Raw genomic sequence first — 20236 nt, 5'->3', positions numbered from 1 at the left:
GCCTTCGCGGGCCCGGGCGCAACTCCAATGCCGAAAAGTGTGGTCTACCTGGGGCTGTGGGGTGGACTGTCCGCACGCGACCGCCGCTTCTTGCGACCGCGCCGTCCGAGCCCGGACAGCGGCGTCCAGACCGCGGGCAGCAGGAGCAGCGCCACCACGGCGAGCCACCACAGCGGAGCCTGCCCGCGTCGCCAACCGTCCACCACGGTACCCAGCCAGCCGAACAACGGCTGCGCGATGGGCGGCAGGAAAGCCGCGAACAGCAACGCGGCTACCACCAGCACGCCCAGCACCGTGAGCACCATTCGCCACGTGCGCCTCAAAGTCAGCAGGCTCACCACGAGGAACACGAGCGCCCCGGCGGCCGGCAGGCCGAGCCACTGCAGGACGGACCCGCCCTCGCCGCTGAGCACGAACCCGGCGATCGCGGTGACGGCGGCCGCGAGCACGTTCCAGGGACGGCCCAGCCGCGTCGCGCCTTGCGTGACCCACCACGCACTGCGGCTGCTGACCTGGGCGAATTTCGCCAGCGGCTGGAGCGTTCTCGGGACCCGGGTGGCGGTGGACGCGGCGTTGAGCCCGGCGGCCCCGGCTTTGACGATCGTTTTGCTGAGCAGCGTGCTGCCGAGTTCGCCTTCGAAACGTTCGGCGGAAACTCGGCAGGCTTGGAAAGCGCGCTGCGCCGGGTCCGGTTGACCGGGGTTTTCCGGCTGCGCAGCGGCTTTCCCGGCGGCTTGATCGAGCGGCCGGGAATTCATCAGCTTCCGGAAACTCTCCGACGCCTTTCCGTTGCCCTCCTTCGCGTCCGCTTCCGCCTGCCGCGCGAGCACCGGCAATTCCTCCCGCGCGATGTCCAGCTGCCGCGATTTGGCCAGCACCATCGACGTCACCGGAAGACTGGTCGGCACTTCCTTGCCGAAGTCGACCGGCGACAGATTCGCGTCCAGGCCAAGGAAAGCTAGTTCGTCGCCCAGCTGTGCGAGCAGCCCGGGCAGATCGGACGGCATCCCGTTGTCCGCGGGCGACGGCGGCTGCCAGCCGATCTCGCGGAACGTCGTCCGCACCTGCTCCCGGAATTCCTCCGGGCCCACGATGTCGCGCAGCACCCGCAGGCGGTTCGGGTCGAGCAGGCACTGCGTCAGCCAGCCCGCGCCGTCGATCCGGCCCCACATCCAGTCGTTCGCACGCCAGGACGCTTTGTAGAACGCGCCGAAGTTGTTCGCCTGCGTGCCGGTCAGCTTGTCCCGGCCGCGCGACCGCGCCAGGTCCAGCAGCGTCCGGCTGTCCGCGCTCAGCTGCACCAGGTCCACCCGCTGGTCCACCGATGGCGCTTCGGCCAGCAGGCCGCGCGTCGCCATGTGCAGCAACAGAAAGCGCGCCATCACGAATCCGTCCGCGACGTCCGCGTTGTCCAGGCCGAACCAGTCCAGCAGCGTCGTCACCGTGTCCGCGGCATCCGCGGACCACTGGTTTTCCTTGCCCGACAACGCTTGCAGCACCGGAGCCGCCGACCGCAACGCACCGACCAGCTCCGGCCACGCATCGCGTACCGCGTCCGACGCGCCGAGCTCCGCCCATTCGACGGCCAGTTGACCGATCCAGTCCGGCATCGCCGTGCCTGGCTTCGGCGGCTCGTGCCGTGCCACCCACGCGGACAGCCGCACGTCGCGAGCCGCGCTCCGGCGGGCGGCGTGCATCTTCGCGCGGGCCTCGTTGAGCTGCGTCGCCTGCTCGAAATCCGGCCCCATCCGGAAGCCCGCGTTGATCAGCTGGATGCCGGTGGCGACCGCGTCGTCCAGCGTCGAGGTGCGGTACCGGACCATCTCGCCGACCGGCACCGACTCGCCGGGCAGCGTGTCCGGAATCCCGCGGCGCAGACCGTCCGCGGCGATGTCCTGCAGCAGCGCCGAACTCCCTGCCGCCCATCCACTGTCCTCATCGGACAGTTCGTAGCGGCGGGTGACCGCGCGCACCAGGTCGGCCGCGTCGAGCGCGACCCGGCGGTCGAGATACGCCCGGTGCACCCGGTCGTCCACCAGCTGTCCGCCGCGCAGGCCGAGCGAAGCGAGCGCGACCCGCGTGTCCCGGGTGCGGGTGACCGCGGAGTTGTGCCGGGTCAATTCCTCCAGCTCGACGCTGATGGTCTGGCTCATGATCGTCGAGGCGACCTTCGCCAGCGCGGTGCCGAGCATCGGCGGATCAGCCGGGTCGCAGGGCATCGGTTTGACTTCGCCGTTGACCGTCGGGACGACGTACAGCAGCAGCCGCCGCACATCCGTCGACGACGAGCGTTCAAAGATCTCCCGCAACGCCGGCCGCAGCGGTTTGTTCACCAGCACGCCGCCGTCGGCGAGCCAGTGCGAACGCACCAGCTCCGTGTAGTCGGTCATGTCCGGATGCGACTGGTCCGCCGCCTCGGCCCCGATCGGCATTCGCGACAGCTCGAAAGCGCCGGGGAAGGACGCGCTCGATCGGGCGGCGAGCGCGAGCGGAGCGTGCACCTGGTTATTCCACAATGGACCGTCGAACCGGAACAGCATGCGATGCTCGACGTCCCGCACGCGGTTTCCGAGCGCGTCGTCGTACTGGGTGGTCTCGCCGTCGAGCATGGTGCCGGTGAGCAGCACGGTCACGTCCGGCGGCTCGGTGGGCACGACGCCGGACCCGGTGATGTCGTGCATCGCCTGAACCAGGCCGTTCAGCAGCACCTTGTCGCCGTTCAGCACCGAACGCGGCTGTGTCTCGCCGGGGTCGCGGATCAGATTCTCCAGCGACCCGGCGGAGAACCAGGTGTCGCGCAGCACCGCGGGCGTCGACCGGTACGCCTCCGCCAAGCCGAGACACGCGGCGTTGATGCCGCCCGCGCTCGTGCCGGTGAGCACGTCGAGGCGCACCGAAGCGTGCAAAAGGTCGAGAAGTTTCCGGTAGCCGTTACGTTCGTCCGGCGTGCGCGAAGCGTGCAGCAAAGCCGACGTCTCGGTAGCGACTCCCCCCATCCACACCGCCAGGCTGGATCCCCCCACCATGGCCATCGCGATCCGGATTTCCTGCGGCCACGGCTCCGCCGTCTCACCCATGGGGGTCAGTCTCCCGGCCCGCACCGCTCCACCACAAGGGGATGTCCTAGACGGCGAGATGCTCCAGCACCAGCACCTGAGCCTCGCCGACCGCGAACCCGAGCACCGCGCCGGTCGCGATGAGAATCCATTCGTCCTGCTGGAAAGCCGGGCGCAGCAGCTGCTCGAACTCCTCGGGCGACAGTTCCTTCATCTTGCCGACCAGGACGTTCCGGATGTCCATCGCGTCGGTGGCGTAGTCCTCGATGTAGCGCATCGTGTCCGGCAGCCGGGTCATGATCTGTTCCGAGATGGCCAGCTTCATGTCCTGGTAGCGGCGGCTGCCGATGGCGAAGACCAGCAACGGTTTCGCCACGTTCGCCGCCCGGCCCAGCTCGCGGTCGAGCTGCCGCTGGATGAGCGCGAGCACGCGGTCGGACAGCGGGCCCTGCAGCACCGCCTCGATGACGTTGTGCGGCGTGATGATTTCTTTCGCGATCAGCTCGCCGTAGGCCTCGGCGACCTCCGCGCGCCGCTTGAGGAACAGGCCCTGCCAGGTCACGCCAAAGTATTTCTTCGGCCGCAGCGGGTAGAAAATCATCCGCAGCGCGAGCCAGTCGGTGAACCAGCCGGTGAAGAGACCGAACAACGGCATGATCGGCGGGAATTTGAACAGCACCCAGGCGACCATCTGGATCACGCCGATCAGGCCGCCGAACACCAGCCCGGAGCGCGCGATGAACTTGAACTCCTCCGCGCCCGCTTCCTGGAAGATCCGGTTCAGCAGCCGTTTGTCCTTGACGAGGCTGGTCACCACCATGCCCTTGAGGTCGAACACACTGTCCACATCGGACTGAATGAGTTCGAGCACGGCCTTGACCATGTGCGGCGATTCGGCCTGCACGCGCTGGATCACCAGCCGCTGAACGCCGACCGGCAGCGATTCCCACAGGCCCGGCTGGTAATGCCCGGCCACCTCCCGGACGATGTCCTCGACCGCCGCGAGCAGCGGTTTCTCGATCTCCTTGGCGATCCGGTCCGCGTCGAGCCGGGCGACGACCTCGGCCGGTTTGATCAGCTGCTCGGTCATCGTGTCGCAGGCGATGCTCGCCATCCGCGCGGCCCGTTTGGGCACGATGCCCTGCCAGCCGAGGAACGGTTTGACGCCGATGAACTCGACCGGCTGGAACATCATCCGGATCGCGACCAGCTTCGTGCCGTACCCGATCAGCGCGGCGACGATCGGGATGGAGACATAGAGCTGCCAGTGCCGGACGAAGTCGTCGAGGATGCCCGAGACGAACCCGCCCATCGGGTTCAGCCCAGGCTCGGGTCGCAGGCCTGCCAGAACTGCGCGCCGAGCCGCGAGACGTGGATGGTGCGTCGGATGATCTTGATCCGCTTCACCTGCTTCTCCACCTCGCGGACCGACTCGTCGGTCAGCAGGATCTCGTACTGCGTCTCGAGCGCGGGCACCTCCTCGTCCAGTTCGACCAGGCCGAGGCCGATCAGCCGGGTCACGTAGCCGGGCACCTGGTCCGGCAGCGACACCCCGGCCGCCTTGCCGACCGTCGAGGCGTTGCGCAGCACGATCCGGCCGGCGCCGCCGATGGCGGTCCGCTCGGCGACGTCGATCGCGGGGAACGGGGATCCGTCCGACAGCGCGGAGAGGATGCGCGCCTCGTCGGGCGTGAGCTGGCGGAGAATGATCGCGTACAGGTACTCGCGGGCGCGCTCGCGGCCGAAGCCGATGGAGTGGTTGAGCAGTTCGGCCATCGCCGCGCGCAGCGGTTCGACGTGGTCGCGGGCGGGCACCAGCGTCACGGTCGTTTCGACGGCGCGGCTGCCGACGTCGGCCCGGTTCATCGCGGACGCCGCGGTCAGCGCCGCGTGATAGGGATCGTCGACCTCGTCGAGGCGGCGGCGCAGTTCGCTCAGCAGCCCGCGTTCGACCTGCTTGAGCCCGCGTTCGGCGGTGTCGATCCCGGGGAGTTTGCGGGTCAGGCCGAAGCCGGTGCGCGCCGCCCATCCGGCGAGCTGGCCTGCCCGGCGGGCCAGGTTGGCCACGTCCTCGGCGGTGCCCCGGCCGTCCGGTCGCTGGTAGTCCACGGGCTGCTCCCCTCAACTGTTCGCGCTGATGCTACCTGCGAGTAGGCCGAACGGCCCTGTGATGCCGGGCCAGTGGGTGTTGGATGACGCGCATGACCGCGCCGTGGGGACCGCCGATCGACGTGCTGCCGCTGCTCGTCCGCGAGGAACAGGCGCTGATCGGGGTCCTCTCCGACCTCCGGACGCCGGAGTGGGCCTTGCCCGCCCACGGCGAATGGACCGTCCACGACGTGACCGCGCACATCCTCGGCCTGAAGCTCAGACGGCTCTCGCGGGACCGGGACGGCCACTTCGCGGACGGGACATCGTGGGTATCGGCCTGCCGGCAGCTGTCGCCGGAGGTGCTGTTCGCGATGCTCGTGGACAGCACGACGCAGCTGACCGAACTGTGGAAGCACCGTGACCTGGACAAACCGGCCGAGGCGCCGTTGTGGCTGACGGTCGCTCGCGACTACGCCGAGCAGTGGGTGCTCCACCAGCAGGTCCGGGAGGCCGTGGAGGCCCCGTTGCTCGACGAGCCGGAGTTCCGGACGCCGGTGGTGGACACGTTCCTGCGTTCGCTGCCGCAGACGTTGCGTCCGGTGACCGCGCGGGCCGGACGTCAGGTGGCTTGTTCGGTGGAAGGGGCCGGGCGGTGGACCGTGCGCGCCACCGCGGCGGGCTGGACGATCGACCGGGGAGCGGCGACCTCCCGGTCTCCGCTCGCGTCGATGACGACCGACGCTGACGCGTTCTGGCGGCTGTGCAGCGGGACGTTGCCCGCGGCGGAAGCGAGCACGCGCGTGCGGCTCAGCGGCGATCCCGCGGTGTGCGAGATCCTGCTGAGCCTGCGGGCTCCGGCGGGCTGACGCAGCAGGTCAGCGTCGTCGACGCGCCTGCTTCCGGAGCTGGAGGATGCGGGCGCCGCCGATCAGCGCGACCAGCGCCGCACCCGCGATGGCGGCGAACAGCATCGCCACCGCGAGCGGCATGCTGCCGGACGCGCCGAGGAAGTGGACGGTCGCCGTGTCCAGGTTCTGCAGGATGAACACCAGCAGGAACACCAGCAGGACGATCGCCACGATCACGGCGACCCAGGTGCCGCTGATCCGGGTGGACTTGACCTTGCCCTTGCCGGGGCGGCCCGCGGGTTTCGCGGCGGGCGGCCGCGCTCCGGGTTCGGCTCCCGGCGCGGTGCCCGGGGCGGCGTGGTCGGGTGCGCCGGGCACCTCGGTGCCCGGCGCCTCGGGAATTTCCGATTTCGAGACCCCGTCGGGGCCGTCGTTTCGCGCGTGGGACATATCGTGATTGTCCGCCCACTCGACGTGATGCGCTAATTCAAACCTTCGCGTCGACGTCGCGCAGCACTCGCAGCGTGTTGCGGCCGGCGAGTTTCGCGCAGTCCTCGTCGCTCCAGCCGCGTTCCATCAACGCGGCGATGAGGACCGGATACTTCGACACGTCCTCGAGGCCCTCCGGCAGGACGCCGACGCCGTCGTAGTCGCCGCCGAGCCCGATGTGGTCGATCCCGGCGACCTCGCGAGCGTGCTCGATGTGCGCGACGACGTCCTCGATCGTCGCCTTCGGCTTGGGCGGCCCGTCCCAGGTCTCGGCGAACCGGCCGCGCTCGCCGAGATTGAGGAATTCCTTGCCGGCCGCGGTCATCGCGTCCTTGAGCTGGTCGTCCCATTCGGTGACCGCGGCGGAGATGAAGGCGGGCACGAAGGTGATCATCGCGACGCCGCCGTTGCCGGGCAGCTGGGCGAGCACGTCGTCGGGGATGTTGCGCGGATGGTCGTTGACCGCGCGGCACGACGAGTGGCTGAAGATCACCGGCGCGCTGGACACGTCGAGCGCGGCGCGCATGGTGCTCGGCGCGACGTGGGAAAGGTCCACCAGCATGCCGATCCGGTTCATCTCGCGCACGACCTCGCGGCCGAATTCGGTGAGCCCGCCGTGCTCGGGTTTGTCGGTTCCGGAGTCCGCCCAGGTGGTGTTGAAGTTGTGCGTCAGCGTCATGTACCGGACGCCGAGCCGGCGCAAAATCCGCAGCACGCCGAGGGATTCGGCGATGCTGTGCCCGCCTTCGGCCCCGAGCAGCGACGCGATCCGCCCGTCCGCGAACGCCGCCTCGGCCTCGTCGGCCGTGGTCACCAGCCGCAGCCGCTCGGGGTAGCGCTCGGCCAGCTGGTAAACCACCTCGATCTGTTCCAGGACCGCGGTGACCGCGCTGTCGCCCTCGAACTGGCACGGGACGTACACCGACCAGAACTGCAGGCCCAGCTTGCCTTCGGCGAGTTTGGGAAAGTCCGTGTGCAGCGTCGGCTGGGGCATCGTGAGGTCCACGCCGGCCACCGCTTCGACCGGGTTCGGACCGGCCTTGTCGCGGAGGGCCCACGGCAGGTCGTTGTGTCCGTCGGCGAGAATCGTGGAGGCGAGCAGGTCTTGCGCGCGAGTCAGCTCGGTCATGCCTCGACCCTAACGAGCCAAGCCTCCGCCGCGCGGGCTCCCGCGTCGACATCTCGTTGCCCAGGTAACTTCTCGCGCGCAAGAAGTAATCCGGGTAGACTCCGGCAGATGACCCCGGATCCGCAGACGGACGACGACGAGATCGTGACGTGGTGGGGCCTCGTGATCGAGGGCTATCTGGCCACGCAGAACACGCTGATGGGCGAGCTCGCCGAACGGTTCGGCCTGGCCCCCGCGTCGTTCGACATCCTGATGCGCCTGGTGCGGTCCCCCGAACGCCGCATGCCGATGACCCGCCTCGCGACCGAAGCGGCCCTGTCGAGCGGAGGCTTCACCAAGGTGGCGGACCGGCTGGTCGCCGCGGATCTGATCTGCCGCGTCCCGAGCCCGGAGGACCGCCGGGTGACGTTCGCCGCGCTGACGGAGCACGGGCTGGAGGTCGCGCTCAAGGCGAGAGCCGCCTGCGCGGAAATCCTGCGGCGGATCGTGCTCACGCCGCTGGGCCCGGATGCCGCGGGGCTGGCGGAGGCCATGCGGACGCTTCGGTCGGTGAACGGCTGATCCCGAGGCCCCCTTGGTTAGGGATAACCGAAGCCTTCCGACTCCAGCCGACGTCGGAGGACGGCCAGGCAGCGATGCCGGATCCGGCTGACGCTCGACGGGGAGATGCCCAGCTCGGCGGCCAGTTGGTCGTGCCGAAGCTCCGGACAGTGCGCCAGCAGGAGCATCATCCGGCGGTGGCGCTCCGGGAACTTCTCCACCGCGCGCCACAACGCGGCTGCTAGTTCACTGGCCAAGGTCTCTTCCTCGGGCGAATCCGCTGGCTCGTACGTGTCCAGTTGCGAGTCGTCGACAAACTGCACCCGCGCGCGATTTTCGGCCGCCCGGAGTGCGTGCCTCCGCGCGACGGTCGTCAGCCAACCGGCCAGGCCGCTCGAATCCCGAAGACTCGGCCGCCGACTGAGCAATTCCAGCCAGGCCGCTTGACAAGCGTCGTCCACGTCGGCGCGAAAGCCCGGGTTCGCTCCGACGACTCGGTTCATTTTCGTCGACAACCGGCGCACCTCGTCCTCGTCCCGCATTCCCGACTCCCTTCCTCGGTCGGGAAGACTGACGGGCCGGGCATCGCGACGGATCCGTTTCGGCAGGGCAAGCGCCGAATCGAGTGATCAACTTCGACTGGATGTATCCAGGGCTGGGGCGAGCGCCACGCGCATCCGCGGGAAACCAAGCCAGGTCGACAAAACGGCCGGAGGGACCGGGAATCAGCCCCGAGCGACAGCCTCCGCATAAGCCGCCGCCAGGCGTTCCGTGGCCGTCGGCCCCTCCCCGCCAGGACGGGGGATTCCCAGGTGCCGCTCCCGGAGCTCCGCCATGAATTCCTCCCACAGCGGCGGCCCGCCGGCTTCCAGCAGTTCCGCGCGCACGCGCAATTCCGGTGTCGTCGGCCGATGCCGCAAACCCCAGCTTCCGAGCTGCACCAAAACCGGCACCAGCTGAATTGCCGCTTCGGTCAAACTGTACGTCGCGCGCTGTCCACGACCGGCCGAATCGCGCGTAAGCAATCCCGCTTCGGTCAGCGTGCGCAATCGGTCCGCGAGGATATTCGACGCGATTCCCTCCTCGGACTGCGACTGCAGTTGCCGGAAATGCCGCCGGTCGCCGAACATCACGTCACGCAGGACCAGCAGGCTCCAGCGATCGCCGACGACCTCGATCGCGGCGTTGATCGGGCACCCCGAGCGCGGACCGTCCGGCATCGCACACCTCCTCCAAGCACTTGCACTTTACCATCACCTCAGACATAGTGCTTGCAGAAGACAAGCGGGGGTCGATGCTGGTACGCGTCCACCCCGCGGGAAAACCATGACTGGCGGGGCGACGAACCTCCACTTCCTCGACAGCAGCGGAGTCGTGCAGCACCGGTTCTGGCGGAAGCGACTCAGCGCAAGCCGGGCATCAGCCGTAGAGCGTTGCCGGACAGAACACCGTCCAGGACCTCCGCAGGCAAACCCAGATCGGCAACCGCGCGAACATTGACCGCGGTTCCCGGCACGCCAGGCCAGTCAGTGCCGAAGATCCACTTCCGAGCCAGCCGCACCAGGTCGAACCGCGCGTAATACTCCGGCAGTTTCTTCGGCGGCAGCCCGGCGAGGTCGAGCCAGACGTTCGGCCGCGACTGGGCCATGAACGCCGCCACGTCGTACCACCAGCCCCGCCCGCCGTGCGCGAACACGAAGTTCACCGACGGGAAGTCTTCGACCACATCGGACAGCAGCGAAGGATCCCCATAGCTGGCACGGGAACCCGGGAACACCGACAGTCCGGAGTGGAGGATCACCGGGACCCCTCGTTCGGCGCACAAGGCGTACACCGGGTACAACTCCTTGTCCGCCGGGGAAAACGCGCCGTGCACCGGGTGGATCTTCAACGCCACCGCACCCAGCGCGAGCTGGCGTTCCACCTCGTCGACCAGCGGATGGTGCAGATGCGGGTTCACGTTGGCCACCAGCCGGAACCGTTCCGGGTTGTACTCGACCAACGGAAGATTGTCTTCAATCGCCTGGATGCCGGTAGCCCGCGGACTGTATTCGCAGAACAACAGCACCCGGTCGACGCCCTCGCGCGCCATCAGGTCGTCCAGCGCCGCGGGGATCACCGTGCCGTCCGCGTCGTACACCGTGCGCCACGGGTAGTCGCCGGCGAAGTCGCGTGCCCAGTCCAGCCACGCGGGCTTGAGGGTGGGCAGCCGCGGGGTGTGCACGTGGGCGTCCACCACGAAGTGCTCGTCGATCATGCCGGCCAGTCGATCACGATTGCGGCTGCGGCACGCGCAGCGACTCGCGCACCATTTCGCGGATCACGTTCCGCCGGATCTTCCCGGTCGCGGTCTTGGGCAGCTCGGCCATCTCCACCACGCCCCGCGGTCGCTTGAACGCCGCCAGGCCCTCGCGGCAAAACTCGATCAGCTCGCCAGCGTCCACAGTGGCCGAAGGCGCGGCAACCACGCACGCCACTGGTTTGTCCAGCCCGTCCTCGTCCGGCGCGGCGACCACCGCCACCTCGGCAACGGCCGGATGCTGCAGCAGTCGTTCCTCCACTTCGGCCGGAGACACCCAGATCCCGCCCGCCTTCAACATGTCCCCGAACCGGCCGAGACACGTGTAGGTGCCGTCCGAGTTGCGGACGTAACTGTCCCCGGTCCGCAGCCATGGACCCTGGAAAACCTGTTTCGTAGTCTCATACCGCGCCCAATACCCGGTCGCGATCGACGGACCGGACACGAACAGCTCGCCCGGCCGTCCCGCTTCCGAAATGACCGCGCCCTGCTCGTCCCGGATCTCGACGGAGTACCCCGGCACCGCGATCCCAGTGCTGCCCGGCCGCACCGCACCCGGCTGGTTCGAGAGGAAAATGTGCAACGCCTCGGTCGACCCGATGCCGTCCAGGATCTCCACGCCGAACCGCTCGCGAAAGCGCGTGAACAGCGCGGACGGCAACGGCTCCCCAGCCGAAACCGCATACCGCACTGAGGAAAACGAGTCGTCCGGCACGTCACTGGCCAGCAGCGCCGCATAGAACGTCGGCACCCCGAAGAACAAGGTCGGCCGGTCCGCGCGCGCTCGTGCGGCGATGATCCCCGGCGTCGGACGCGCCGGTTCCAGCAGCGTTGTCCCTCCACAAGAGAGCGGGAAGAACGCCGAATTCCCTAGGCCGTATGCAAAGAACAACTTGGGCACTGACAAGAACCGGTCCGAAGAGGACACTCCCAGCACCTGCGACGCATAAGTCGCGCACACCGCGCGGATGCTCCCGTGGCGGTGCATCGCGCCCTTCGGCTGCCCGGTCGTGCCCGACGTGTACAGCCACAGCGCGGGCGAATCCTCCCAAGTCGGCGAGGCCACGACGTCGTCCGTCGCGGTCAGCGGCCACCGATGCGTCCGCACTCCAGCAGGGAATTCCGCCGGATCCGCCCGGTCGAGCACCACATCGGTCACCTCGGGCGCACCGGTCAGCGCGCCCGCCGCCTGCGCTGAAAACTCCCCGGACACGCACAGCACCCGCGCCCGCGAATCGGCGAGCACCTGACCGAGTTCCAGTCCGGTGACCATCGTGGACACCGGCACCGCGACCGCGCCGATGAGCATCGCGCCGAGGATCCCGCTGAGCAGTTCGACGTCGTCGACCATGCAGAACATCACCCGCTCCTCCGGGCGCACGCCGAGAGCGCGCAACCCGGACGCGACCCGGTGGGTCTCGGCGGCGAGTTCGGCGTAGCTGAGCGTGCGCCGCGGCGAAACGACCGCGAGCGCGTCCGGACGGCCTTGGCCGAGCAGGTACTCCGCGGCGTTGAAGTTCGCGGGAACCGTCATCGGTGCCCCCTCAGGTGAGGTACACGTACTCGTAGTCGAAAGGTTTGCCGTTGATGCCCTGCCTCGGCGGCGCGACCCAGCTGGCGATCTTCCCGCGCTCGTACACCGGGTGCATGAGCGACCGGACGAACGTCAGGTCCTCGGCCGTCGGCAGCCATTTGTGCCGCGCTGCCTCCCACGTCGCCTCGTCGACGATGCTGCCGTCCGGAGTGATGTGGTGGCCGGAGTTTATGCCCACCTCGCGGTTGAAACCAGGGTGCGGCAACGCGAACCGGAAGTCGATGCCGGCGTCGGCGAGGATCTTGTTCCACCGGTTCACGCCGGTCTGGCAGTCCGCCCTGTACTCGTCGCGCAGGTCGAGATTCAGCAGCAGGATGGCCTGCATCTCCTCGGACGTCCAGGTCCCGTCGTCGCGCGGACGTTCCAGCAGACGGCTGTCCTCGGTGAGCTTGTGGTCGTCCTTGCGCCGCGTCTCCTGCCAGCGGCCCTTGAGCCCCGCGGTGTAGTAGTTCGCCGCGTTCGTCGACGTTTCGCTGCCGAACAGGTCGAGCGACACCGCGTAGTGGAAGTTCAGGTACCGCTGGATGATGTCGAGCGGGATCCCGCCGTGCGACGCGATGTCGTACGTGTCGTGCTCGCGGATGAGCTCGGCGCTGCGCTGCACCACCCGGTCGACGCCGGTGGTGCCCACCATCATGTGGTGCGCCTCCTCCTTGAGCATGAACTCGCAGGTGCGCGACAGCGGGTCGAACGAGCTTTCCTTCAACGTGCCGAGCTGGTATTTCCCGTCGCGGTCGGTGAAGTACGTGAACATGTAGAACGCGAGCCAGTCGGCCGTTTCCTCGTTGAACGCGCCGAGGATGCGCGGCGCGTCGGGGCTGCCGGAGTTGCGCAGCAGCAAACCCTCGGCCTCGTCCCGGCCTTCGCGGCCGAAGTAGGCGTGCAGCAGGTACACCATCGCCCACAGGTGCCGGCCCTCTTCCACATTCACCTGGAAGAGATTGCGGAGGTCGTACAGGGAAGGCGCGGTGAGCCCGAGCAGTCGCTGCTGCTCGACCGACGCCGGTTCGGTGTCGCCTTGGATCACGATCAGCCGCTGCAGGTCGGCGCGGTACTCGCCGGGCACCTGCTGCCACACCGGTTCGCCGGCGTGCTCGCCGAACGCGATCCGCCGGTCCGGTTCCCGCTCGGCGAGGAAGATGCCCCAGCGGTAGTCCGGCACGTTGACGTGGTCGAAGTGCGCCCAGCCGTCGCGGCCGACGCTCACCGCGGTGCGCAGATAGACGCCCTCGGTTTCCAGCGTGGGGCCCATCTCGCCCCACCAGTTCATGAATTTCGGCTGCCAGCCCTCCAGCGCCCGCTGCAGCCTGCGGTCGTCGGCGAGGTGGACGTTGTTCGGGATTTTCGCGTCGTAGTCGATCTTTTCGGGCATCGGTTCAGACCCGCTTCCTGTCGAAGACCGCCTTCTGCCCGGTGCCGTAGCGACGCAGCGCGCCCTCGGGCCCGGAGGCGTTCGGTCGGGTGAAGATCCAGTTCTGCCAGGCGGTCAGCCGCCCGAAGATCTTGGTTTCGATCGTTTCGGGGCCGACGAACCGGTGGTTCGCCTCCATCCCGGTGAGCGCGTCCGGCGACAGCGAGGCCCGGCCTTCCAGCGCGATCCGGATCTCGTCCTCCCAGTCGAGGTCGTCCGGGGCGTCGGTGACCAGGCCGAGTTCGACGGCTTCCGCGGCGCTGAGCGGACGGTCGCGTTCGCGGGCCAGCCACGTCAGATGGTCGTCGTCGCCGTAAAACCGCGACTGAAGCCGGGACAGCCCGTTGCCCATCGGGAAAACGCCGAAATTGGCTTCGGACAAGGTGATCGACGCGCGTTCCGGCGAATCCTCGTCGTCGATCGGCGGCCCGTCCAGCAGGTACTGCCGGTCCGCCGCGAAGGCCAGCTCGAGCAGGCTGCCCGCGAAGCAGCTGCCCGGTTCGATCAACGCGATCAAGGTGCGGCTGGTGACGTCCAGCCGCTTCAGCGTGCGCTTGTAGTAGTGCAGGATTTCGTTGCTCAGCCAGTCTTTCCCGCTGAGCACGACCTCCTCGTGCGCGAGCACCTGCTCCGGATCGCCTTCGGTGCGCAGGACCCAGGTGCCGAGTTCCGGTTCGTTCGTGCGCAGCCGCAGGATCGCGTCGTCCAGCTCGCGGGTCAGCCGCAGCAGCCAGCCGTCGAGCTGAGGTTCGCCCGACGGGCCGAGCACAGTGAGCGTGACCAGCGAGTTCGGCCGGTCGTACGCGACGCGGACGTGCCGGTATTCGATCCCGTCGTCGGTCACCGACGGCTCCAGCGGGGCCAGCTCGATCCCCTGTTCGGCCGGCAACCGGTCGGATTCGGCGGCCAGTTCGTGCGCCCGCTCCAGCACCTTTTCGCGGAACCCGACGCGCGGCACCAGCTCGTCCACCAACCGCCAGTCGACCGCGGTCCGGCCCTTGACCCCGTCCGGCCGCGTCGCGAACACATCCGCGAGATCCCGGCGGACGCGCCGTTTGTCGACCACGCGCGTGAGCCCGCCGGTGCCGGGCAGCACGCCGAGCAACGGCACCTCGGGCAACGCGACGGTGGACGAGTTGTCGTCCACGAGCAGGATCTTTTCGCAGGCCAGCGCTATTTCGTAGCCACCGCCGGCGCAGCTGCCGTTCACCGCCGCGAGATAGGTCTGGCCGGAGAACTCGGTGGCGTCCTCGATGCCGTTGCGGGTCTCGTTGGTGAACTTGCAGAAGTTCACCTTCCACTCGTGCGGCGAGGCGGCGAGCATCCGGATATTGGCACCGGCGCAGAACACCTTGTCCTTGGCGCTCGTCACGATCACCGCGCGCACCTGCGGATGTTCGAACCGCAGCCGCTGCGTGGCGTCGTAGAACTCGATGTCGACGCCGAGGTCGTACGAGTTGAGCTTCAGCTCGTACCCGGGCACGAGGCCGCCCTGCTCGTCGACGTCCATCTCCAGCCAGGCGACCTCGCCGTCGACGGTCAGCCGCCAGTGCCGGTAGGTGTCCGGATGCCGCTCGAACGTGACAGGTGTGGTGGTGGTCACGCCCTTGATTGTCTACATCGTTTCAACGAACGTCAATGTTGTGTAGACATTTGCCCGGCAACGCTCACCCGGTTGAGCCGCGTCGCCGCCCAGCACCCGAATACCCACAGCGCGACCGCCGCGAACGTGTCGGTGAAGATCGTCGCGAACCAGAACGCCGGGACCCGCGGCACGCCGACCAGGAAATGCCCCGCGCTCGCCAGCCCGGACAGTGAGTAGACCAGCAGAAACGCGAGCGAACGCCAGTACTGGCCGCGCACGTAGGCGCGATAGCCGAGCGCGCCGAACACGGTGAAAACCACCCAGCTCGCCGCCACCACGATCTGCGTGGCCAGCACGCTGATCCCCGGGACCTGCGGGTAATCCGCCGCGCGCACGACGTTGTGGGAGTAGTGCAGGATCGTGCTGACCAGGGTGAACGCCAGGATCACCCGCAGCGGACCGAGTCCCTTCTCGCGCAGAACGTCCACGCCGCTCGCCCCCTTGCGATTTGATAGAACGCTCTAGCGTGAGAGTACCCGGAGGGCGGCCGTCAGACCAGATCGCGCAAGGCGCGAAGCGTGCGCAGGGTCGTTTCCACATCCGCGGAGGGCAACCGCGAAGCGACGGCGTCCGCCCACTCAGCCTGCCGGGGGCCAAGAAGACGCAGAGCCGCCCGCGCCTTGGCGGTAAGCCGCAACAGCGGAGCGCGGGCGTCGTCCGGATTGTCAGTGCGCGAGAGCATTCCGTCTCGCAGCAGGCGGTTCACTGTCTCCTGCACGCTCTGCCGCCGCAGCCCCCGACGCCGCGCCAACTCCGCTGCGGTCGCCGGACCGTCTTCGAGGAAGCCGACGACCTGCCATTGCGCGGCGGTCAAGCCCGCTTCCGCGGTGAGCGCGTCACCGACGGCCAGCAGCGCGCCATTCGCCACGAAGATCTCGTTGACGAGCTGGGTAAGGGCTTCTGCACGGCGCGTCCTCGGAGGCATGCGTGCTAGTGTTCCGGAACGACAGGCACCTGTCGAACTGGAGGGGACGCTATGGAATTGCCCGTCGTCGGCGCCGCACACGAAGCCCTCGCCGCCCTCGTCGGAGACTGGTCCGGCACCGAAGACCTCGCCGCCGCGCCCTGGGCGCCCGCCGCGACCGCGACGGCCACCTGCAGTTACCGCCGCGCACTCGACGGATTCGCGGTGCTGGAGGACTACGTCCAGACCCGCGAAGACGGCACGCGAATGCTGGGACATCACGTCTTCACCGTCGACCCGGCCACCGGCGACACGCTGTGGTTCGGCTTCGACAGCTACGGTTTCCCGCCCAGCGTTCCGGCCCGCGGCGGCTGGCGCGACGGCACGCTGCACCTCGAAAAGCACACCGAACGCGGCGTCGCGGCTCACCGGATCACCCCGGAAGGCGACGTCCTCACCCACGAAATCGACGTTCGTCTCGGTTCGGACGACGACTTCCGCCCGTTCCTTCGCGCTCGCTACTTCCGGAGTGCGCGAGACTGATCCCATGACCGAGCAGACCATCGAGGCCGACGGCATCACCCTGTGCCACGAATCGTTCGGCGATCCGTCCGCGCCGCCGTTGCTGCTGGTGATGGGCCTCGCCGCGCCGATGATCTGGTGGGACGACGAGTTCTGCGTCCAGCTCGCCGAGGCCGGCTTCCACGTGCACCGCTTCGACAACCGCGACGTCGGGCGCTCGCAGTGGTGGACCGGCCGGGCCAGCCTGCCGCTCGCGTACTTTCTGCGGTCCGCGCCGTACTCGCTCGGCGACCTGGCCGACGACGCGGGCAAACTGCTCGACGCCCTCGGCATCGAAAGCGCGCACGTGGTCGGCACGTCGATGGGCGGGATGATCGCGCAGGAGTTCGCGATCCGGCACCCGCGGCGGGTGCGGACGCTGACCTCGATCATGTCGACCACCGGCGCGCGAACCGTCGGCCTGCCCAGCCCGCGGGCCGCGCTCGCGATGCTGGCCCCGGGGCCGCGCACGCGGGAGGATTACGTGACGCAACTAGTGCGCACGTCCCGGCTGATCAGCTCGCCCGGCTACGTGTTCGACGAGGACCATTTCCGCCAGCGCGCGGAACGCACCTACGACCGCGGCCTCAACCCGGCGGGCGTGTTCCGGCAGCTCGCCGCGATCCTGTCCTCCCGCGACCGGACCGCCGATCTGCGCCGGCTTTCCGTGCCGTCGCTGGTCATTCACGGTACGGCCGACCCGCTCGTGCACGTGTCCGGCGGCCGCGCGACGGCCCGCGCGCTGGGCGCCGACCTCGACCTGATCCCCGGCATGGGACACGACCTGCCGCGTGAGGTGTGGCCGCGGGTGATCGCCGGGATCAAACGGCTCGCTACCCGCTGATCGTCACCGAACCCAGGTTCGAGAAGTGCGCGGCGACGCGGGACCCCGGGCGCAGTTCGACGGCGTCGGTCATCCCGCCGGTCAGCACGAGCCAGCCCGGTTCGAGTGCCAATCCGCGTGCGGCCAGGGAATTCGCCGCCAGCGCCAGCGCCTCCGCCGGATGGCCCTGGACCGCGGCGCCGGTCGCGGTGTCGACGATCTGCCCGTCCACCTCGACCAGCGCGGCTTCCAGCGAAAGGTCCAATGAGGACGGTGGACGGCCGACCGGGCCGAGTCCGAACAGCGCGGACGAACCGTTGTCCGCGACGACGTCCGGCAGCGTGAACCGGTAATCGCGGTAACGGCTGTCGATGATCTCGATCCCGCCGTACACCTGGGAAACCGCGGCGAGAGCGGTAGCCGCGGTGACACCCGGACCAGAGAGTCGCTCGCCGAGCACGAACACCAGTTCCGGCTCCGCGCGCGGGTGGATGAGCTGCGGTATCGGCGCGCCCGCGGGCAGCACCATCGCGTCGGTCAGCCAGGCGAGCAGCGGTTCCGCGACGCCCATCCGCTGCTGCTTCGCACGCGACGTGAGCCCGAGCTTCACCCCGATCAGCGTCTCGCCGCGTTCCTGGCGCAGCCGCAGGGCTTCGTCCTGGATCGCGTACGCCGTGGCCAGGTCGAGGTCCGGCCAGGTGTCGGTGAGCTGCGCGCTTTCGGCAGTCCGGTTGAGCAATTCCTGCGCTGCGGCAGTGATACCGGCGGTCACTTGTCCTCCTCCGGCGCGAACACCGCGGTCACACTGCCCAGGCCGGCCATGGTCGCCACGACCGTGTCGCCGGGGCGGACGGTCTGCGCCGCGGTCATCGAACCGGGCAGTACCACGTGGCCGGGCTCCAGTGTCACGCCGAGCGGGCCGACGGTGTTGGCCAGCCAGACCAGGGCGTTGATCGGCGAACCCAGCACTGCCCCGCCCGCGCCGGTGGCCGCGAGCTGTCCGTTGACGTGCAGCGTGCACCCGGCGAGCCGCAGGTCGACGTCGCGCAGGTTGGTCGGGCTGCTGCCCAGGATGACCCCGCCGGACGACGCGTTGTCCGCGACGGTGTCGAAGATCGAGATTTTCCAGTCGCGGACGCGCGAGTCGACGATCTCCAGCGACGGAAGCACGAAGTCGACCGCCCGGACGGCGTCGGCGACGGTCACGCCCGGGCCGCGCAGCGGCTCGCCGAGCACGAACGCGATCTCCGGTTCGATGCGCGGCTGCAGGAACCGGGTCGTCGGGATCGGCTGGTGTTCGAGCAGGAACATCGAGCTGGTGAGGTGCCCGAAGTCGGGCTGGTTCACGCCCATCTGGCGCTGCATCGCCGCGGAGGCGAGGCCGACCTTGTGGCCGCGCACCACGTCGCCCGCCGCCACCCACGCGCGGACTTGCTCCTGCTGCACGCGGTAGGCGTCTTCGATGGTCGCGTCGGGGAAGGTCTTCACGAGCGGATCGATCGGCTCGTGGCGCTCGTACGCGCTCGTCAGCAGCGCGACGGCGTCCTGCAGCTCAGCGGGTTCCACGGGCCGAACTTTGCCTGACCTCGCCGCGCGAGCCAACCCGATCGTTCCATTCACCGGTACGAGAATCTTCTCTCGCTCGATAACTTCTTGCGCGCGAGAGTTTTTGGGCGTACCGTTTCTCCGTAGTGGCTCCCCGAGAGGACGTGACCCGAAATGGCACCCACTGAGACCGAAGTCGCCCAGCTCGCTCAGGTCCGCGACCGGCTGCGGGAGCAGCACCTGCGCCCCGCGGCGGAACGCCCGGCGACCGTCGGCCGCGGCATCCACCACACCGCGCTGCTCTCCAGCGACGTCGAGCGGACGATCACCTTCTACCAGGACGTGCTCGGTTTCCCGCTCACCGAGCTGATCGAAAACCGCGACTATCCGGGGTCGAGCCACTTCTTCTTCGACGTCGGCAACGGCAACGCGGTCGCGTTCTTCGACCTGCCCGGCCTCGACCTCGGCCCGTATGCGGAGGTGCTCGGCGGACTGCACCACCTGGCCCTGTCGCTCACCCCGGAAGCCTGGGCGGCCGCACGCTCCCGGCTCGACGCGGCGGGCGTGAAGTACCAGGAGGAAAGCGGAACGTCCATCTACTTCACCGACCCGGACGGCGCGCGGATCGAGCTGATCGCGGACGACCTCGGCGAGATGTACGGGTCGAAGATCGGCTGAACCACTGGACTCGGTGCGCCGCCGGGCTCAAAGTGTGAGCCCATGGGCGACTGGGCGGCTTCGCGGCGGAAAGCACGGCTCGACCGGCGGGAAGCGATCGACGAACTGATCGCGCGAGTCCGCTTCGAGGTGCGGCTGCATCTGGCGGAGCCGACCGCGGTCAGCCGGTACGACGAGCTCGCCGAGGTTTTCGCCCTCGGCCACAGCGAGTGTGCCGCGCTGCTGGCGCACCGTCGCCTGCTGCCCTGGTGGGAGCGCCGGCTGCTCACGCGATTCGCGCGTCGGCTGCATGGCCGAGCGATCGTGGACAGCGTCGCCGACGTGCCCGCGGGTGCGGCTGTCGCCCTCGCCTTCCGAGACGAAATAGCCCGTCTTCTTCCGGACGCGGGCGACACCGGTGCCCGCTATGACCTGCAAGGACGCGGGTTGCTGACTGTCTTCCGCCTGGCCCTCGGCGCTCGCGGCGAAGCCTGGCCAGACCGGCAGGAAGTCGCTTCGACCGTCGCGCGCAATGTTCTGACCTGCAGTTCCGCGTTCCTGCGGCGGTCGCCGTGGCAGGTGCTGTGGCCGGTGTACCGCGTCCGCGGCCTGCGGCTGTGGCGGCTGTGACGACGCGGAATCCC

General features: G+C 68.9%; 21 protein-coding genes. 6 read left to right on the top strand and 15 right to left on the bottom strand.

The features are described 5' to 3' along the window. Window positions 1-44 precede the first annotated feature (44 nt). The 3 genes from ATK30_RS22320 to ATK30_RS22310 are packed head-to-tail and all read right to left on the bottom strand — an operon-like array spanning window position 45 to window position 5165. Window positions 45-3077, bottom strand: a complete 3033-nt coding sequence (locus ATK30_RS22320) for a patatin-like protein (RefSeq protein ID WP_101437261.1) — start codon at window positions 3075-3077, stop codon at window positions 45-47. 46 nt (window positions 3078-3123) lie between these two features. Continuing rightward, on the bottom strand, window positions 3124-4368 hold the full coding sequence (locus ATK30_RS22315; protein ID WP_101437260.1) for a DUF445 domain-containing protein: 1245 nt from the start codon (window positions 4366-4368) through the stop codon (window positions 3124-3126). 5 nt (window positions 4369-4373) lie between these two features. Beyond that, entirely contained in the window at window positions 4374-5165 is a 792-nt protein-coding gene (locus ATK30_RS22310) for an Abi-alpha family protein (RefSeq protein ID WP_101437259.1), read from the bottom strand. Window positions 5166-5257: 92 nt separating this feature from the next. On the opposite strand from ATK30_RS22310, the gene ATK30_RS22305 reads away from it, so the two are divergent. Next, a complete protein-coding gene (locus ATK30_RS22305) occupies window positions 5258-6013 on the top strand; it encodes a maleylpyruvate isomerase mycothiol-dependent enzyme family protein (protein ID WP_416332762.1) in 756 nt (251 codons plus the stop codon). 9 nt (window positions 6014-6022) lie between these two features. Here ATK30_RS22305 and ATK30_RS22300 read toward each other — a convergent pair whose 3' ends face one another. Then, window positions 6023-6445 carry a lipopolysaccharide assembly protein LapA domain-containing protein gene (locus tag ATK30_RS22300; RefSeq protein ID WP_101437257.1) on the bottom strand — a complete coding sequence of 141 codons (423 nt, stop codon included), beginning with the start codon at window positions 6443-6445 and terminating at the stop codon, window positions 6023-6025. A 37-nt stretch (window positions 6446-6482) separates the two neighbouring features. Beyond that, window positions 6483-7613 carry a dipeptidase gene (locus tag ATK30_RS22295; RefSeq protein WP_101437256.1) on the bottom strand — a complete coding sequence of 377 codons (1131 nt, stop codon included), beginning with the start codon at window positions 7611-7613 and terminating at the stop codon, window positions 6483-6485. Between the two features lie 108 nt (window positions 7614-7721). Between ATK30_RS22295 and ATK30_RS22290 the strand changes: the two genes are divergently transcribed. Then, entirely contained in the window at window positions 7722-8174 is a 453-nt protein-coding gene (locus tag ATK30_RS22290) for a MarR family winged helix-turn-helix transcriptional regulator (protein WP_101437255.1), read from the top strand. Between the two features lie 17 nt (window positions 8175-8191). Here ATK30_RS22290 and ATK30_RS22285 read toward each other — a convergent pair whose 3' ends face one another. The 8 genes from ATK30_RS22285 to ATK30_RS22250 all read right to left on the bottom strand — a co-directional run bounded on the left by ATK30_RS22285 (window position 8192) and on the right by ATK30_RS22250 (window position 16027). Then, complete coding sequence (locus ATK30_RS22285) at window positions 8192-8695, bottom strand: RNA polymerase sigma factor (protein WP_208637394.1); 504 nt, start codon at window positions 8693-8695, stop codon at window positions 8192-8194. A 183-nt stretch (window positions 8696-8878) separates the two neighbouring features. Beyond that, a complete protein-coding gene (locus tag ATK30_RS22280) occupies window positions 8879-9373 on the bottom strand; it encodes a winged helix-turn-helix transcriptional regulator (RefSeq protein ID WP_101437253.1) in 495 nt (164 codons plus the stop codon). Between the two features lie 182 nt (window positions 9374-9555). Beyond that, window positions 9556-10410: an amidohydrolase family protein gene (locus tag ATK30_RS22275; RefSeq protein WP_101437252.1), complete on the bottom strand. Its 855-nt coding sequence runs from the start codon at window positions 10408-10410 to the stop codon at window positions 9556-9558. 13 nt (window positions 10411-10423) lie between these two features. After that, a complete protein-coding gene (locus tag ATK30_RS22270) occupies window positions 10424-11986 on the bottom strand; it encodes a benzoate-CoA ligase family protein (RefSeq protein WP_101437251.1) in 1563 nt (520 codons plus the stop codon). A gap of 10 nt (window positions 11987-11996) precedes the next feature. Continuing rightward, entirely contained in the window at window positions 11997-13418 is a 1422-nt protein-coding gene (gene boxB, locus ATK30_RS22265) for a benzoyl-CoA 2,3-epoxidase subunit BoxB (protein WP_101437250.1), read from the bottom strand. Window positions 13419-13422: 4 nt separating this feature from the next. Beyond that, on the bottom strand, window positions 13423-15060 hold the full coding sequence (boxC, locus tag ATK30_RS22260) for a 2,3-epoxybenzoyl-CoA dihydrolase (RefSeq protein WP_101437249.1): 1638 nt from the start codon (window positions 15058-15060) through the stop codon (window positions 13423-13425). Window positions 15061-15092: 32 nt separating this feature from the next. Next, complete coding sequence (locus ATK30_RS22255) at window positions 15093-15530, bottom strand: hypothetical protein (RefSeq protein WP_101437248.1); 438 nt, start codon at window positions 15528-15530, stop codon at window positions 15093-15095. 62 nt (window positions 15531-15592) lie between these two features. Further along, window positions 15593-16027 (bottom strand): MarR family winged helix-turn-helix transcriptional regulator, encoded by a 435-nt coding sequence (locus ATK30_RS22250; RefSeq protein ID WP_101437247.1) that lies wholly within the window; start codon window positions 16025-16027, stop codon window positions 15593-15595. 51 nt (window positions 16028-16078) lie between these two features. Here ATK30_RS22250 and ATK30_RS22245 point away from each other — a divergent pair, with 51 nt between their 5' ends. Both ATK30_RS22245 and ATK30_RS22240 read left to right on the top strand, forming a co-directional pair. After that, entirely contained in the window at window positions 16079-16549 is a 471-nt protein-coding gene (locus ATK30_RS22245; protein WP_101437246.1) for a DUF1579 family protein, read from the top strand. A 4-nt stretch (window positions 16550-16553) separates the two neighbouring features. Next, on the top strand, window positions 16554-17411 hold the full coding sequence (locus ATK30_RS22240; RefSeq protein ID WP_101437245.1) for an alpha/beta fold hydrolase: 858 nt from the start codon (window positions 16554-16556) through the stop codon (window positions 17409-17411). On the opposite strand, the gene ATK30_RS22235 is transcribed toward ATK30_RS22240, so the two are convergent. Further along, the gene (locus tag ATK30_RS22235) at window positions 17401-18162 is read right to left on the bottom strand and encodes a 2-keto-4-pentenoate hydratase (protein ID WP_376772112.1); all 762 of its coding nucleotides are present in this window, start codon (window positions 18160-18162) and stop codon (window positions 17401-17403) included. The genes ATK30_RS22240 and ATK30_RS22235 overlap by 11 nt on opposite strands. After that, window positions 18159-18956: a 2-keto-4-pentenoate hydratase gene (locus tag ATK30_RS22230; RefSeq protein ID WP_101437244.1), complete on the bottom strand. Its 798-nt coding sequence runs from the start codon at window positions 18954-18956 to the stop codon at window positions 18159-18161. Before ATK30_RS22230 ends, ATK30_RS22235 begins: the two co-directional genes overlap by 4 nt. 153 nt (window positions 18957-19109) lie before the next feature. On the opposite strand from ATK30_RS22230, the gene ATK30_RS22225 reads away from it, so the two are divergent. Both ATK30_RS22225 and ATK30_RS22220 read left to right on the top strand, forming a co-directional pair. After that, window positions 19110-19613, top strand: coding sequence for a VOC family protein (locus ATK30_RS22225; RefSeq protein WP_101437243.1), 504 nt, complete (start codon window positions 19110-19112; stop codon window positions 19611-19613). 42 nt (window positions 19614-19655) lie between these two features. Further along, the gene (locus tag ATK30_RS22220) at window positions 19656-20222 is read left to right on the top strand and encodes a hypothetical protein (RefSeq protein ID WP_101437242.1); all 567 of its coding nucleotides are present in this window, start codon (window positions 19656-19658) and stop codon (window positions 20220-20222) included. Window positions 20223-20236: the final 14 nt, after the last annotated feature.

This window comes from Amycolatopsis echigonensis (assembly GCF_002846615.1).
GTDB classification, from domain to species: Bacteria; Actinomycetota; Actinomycetes; order Mycobacteriales; family Pseudonocardiaceae; genus Amycolatopsis; species Amycolatopsis echigonensis.
This window is presented reverse-complemented; position numbering and strand designations above follow the sequence as displayed.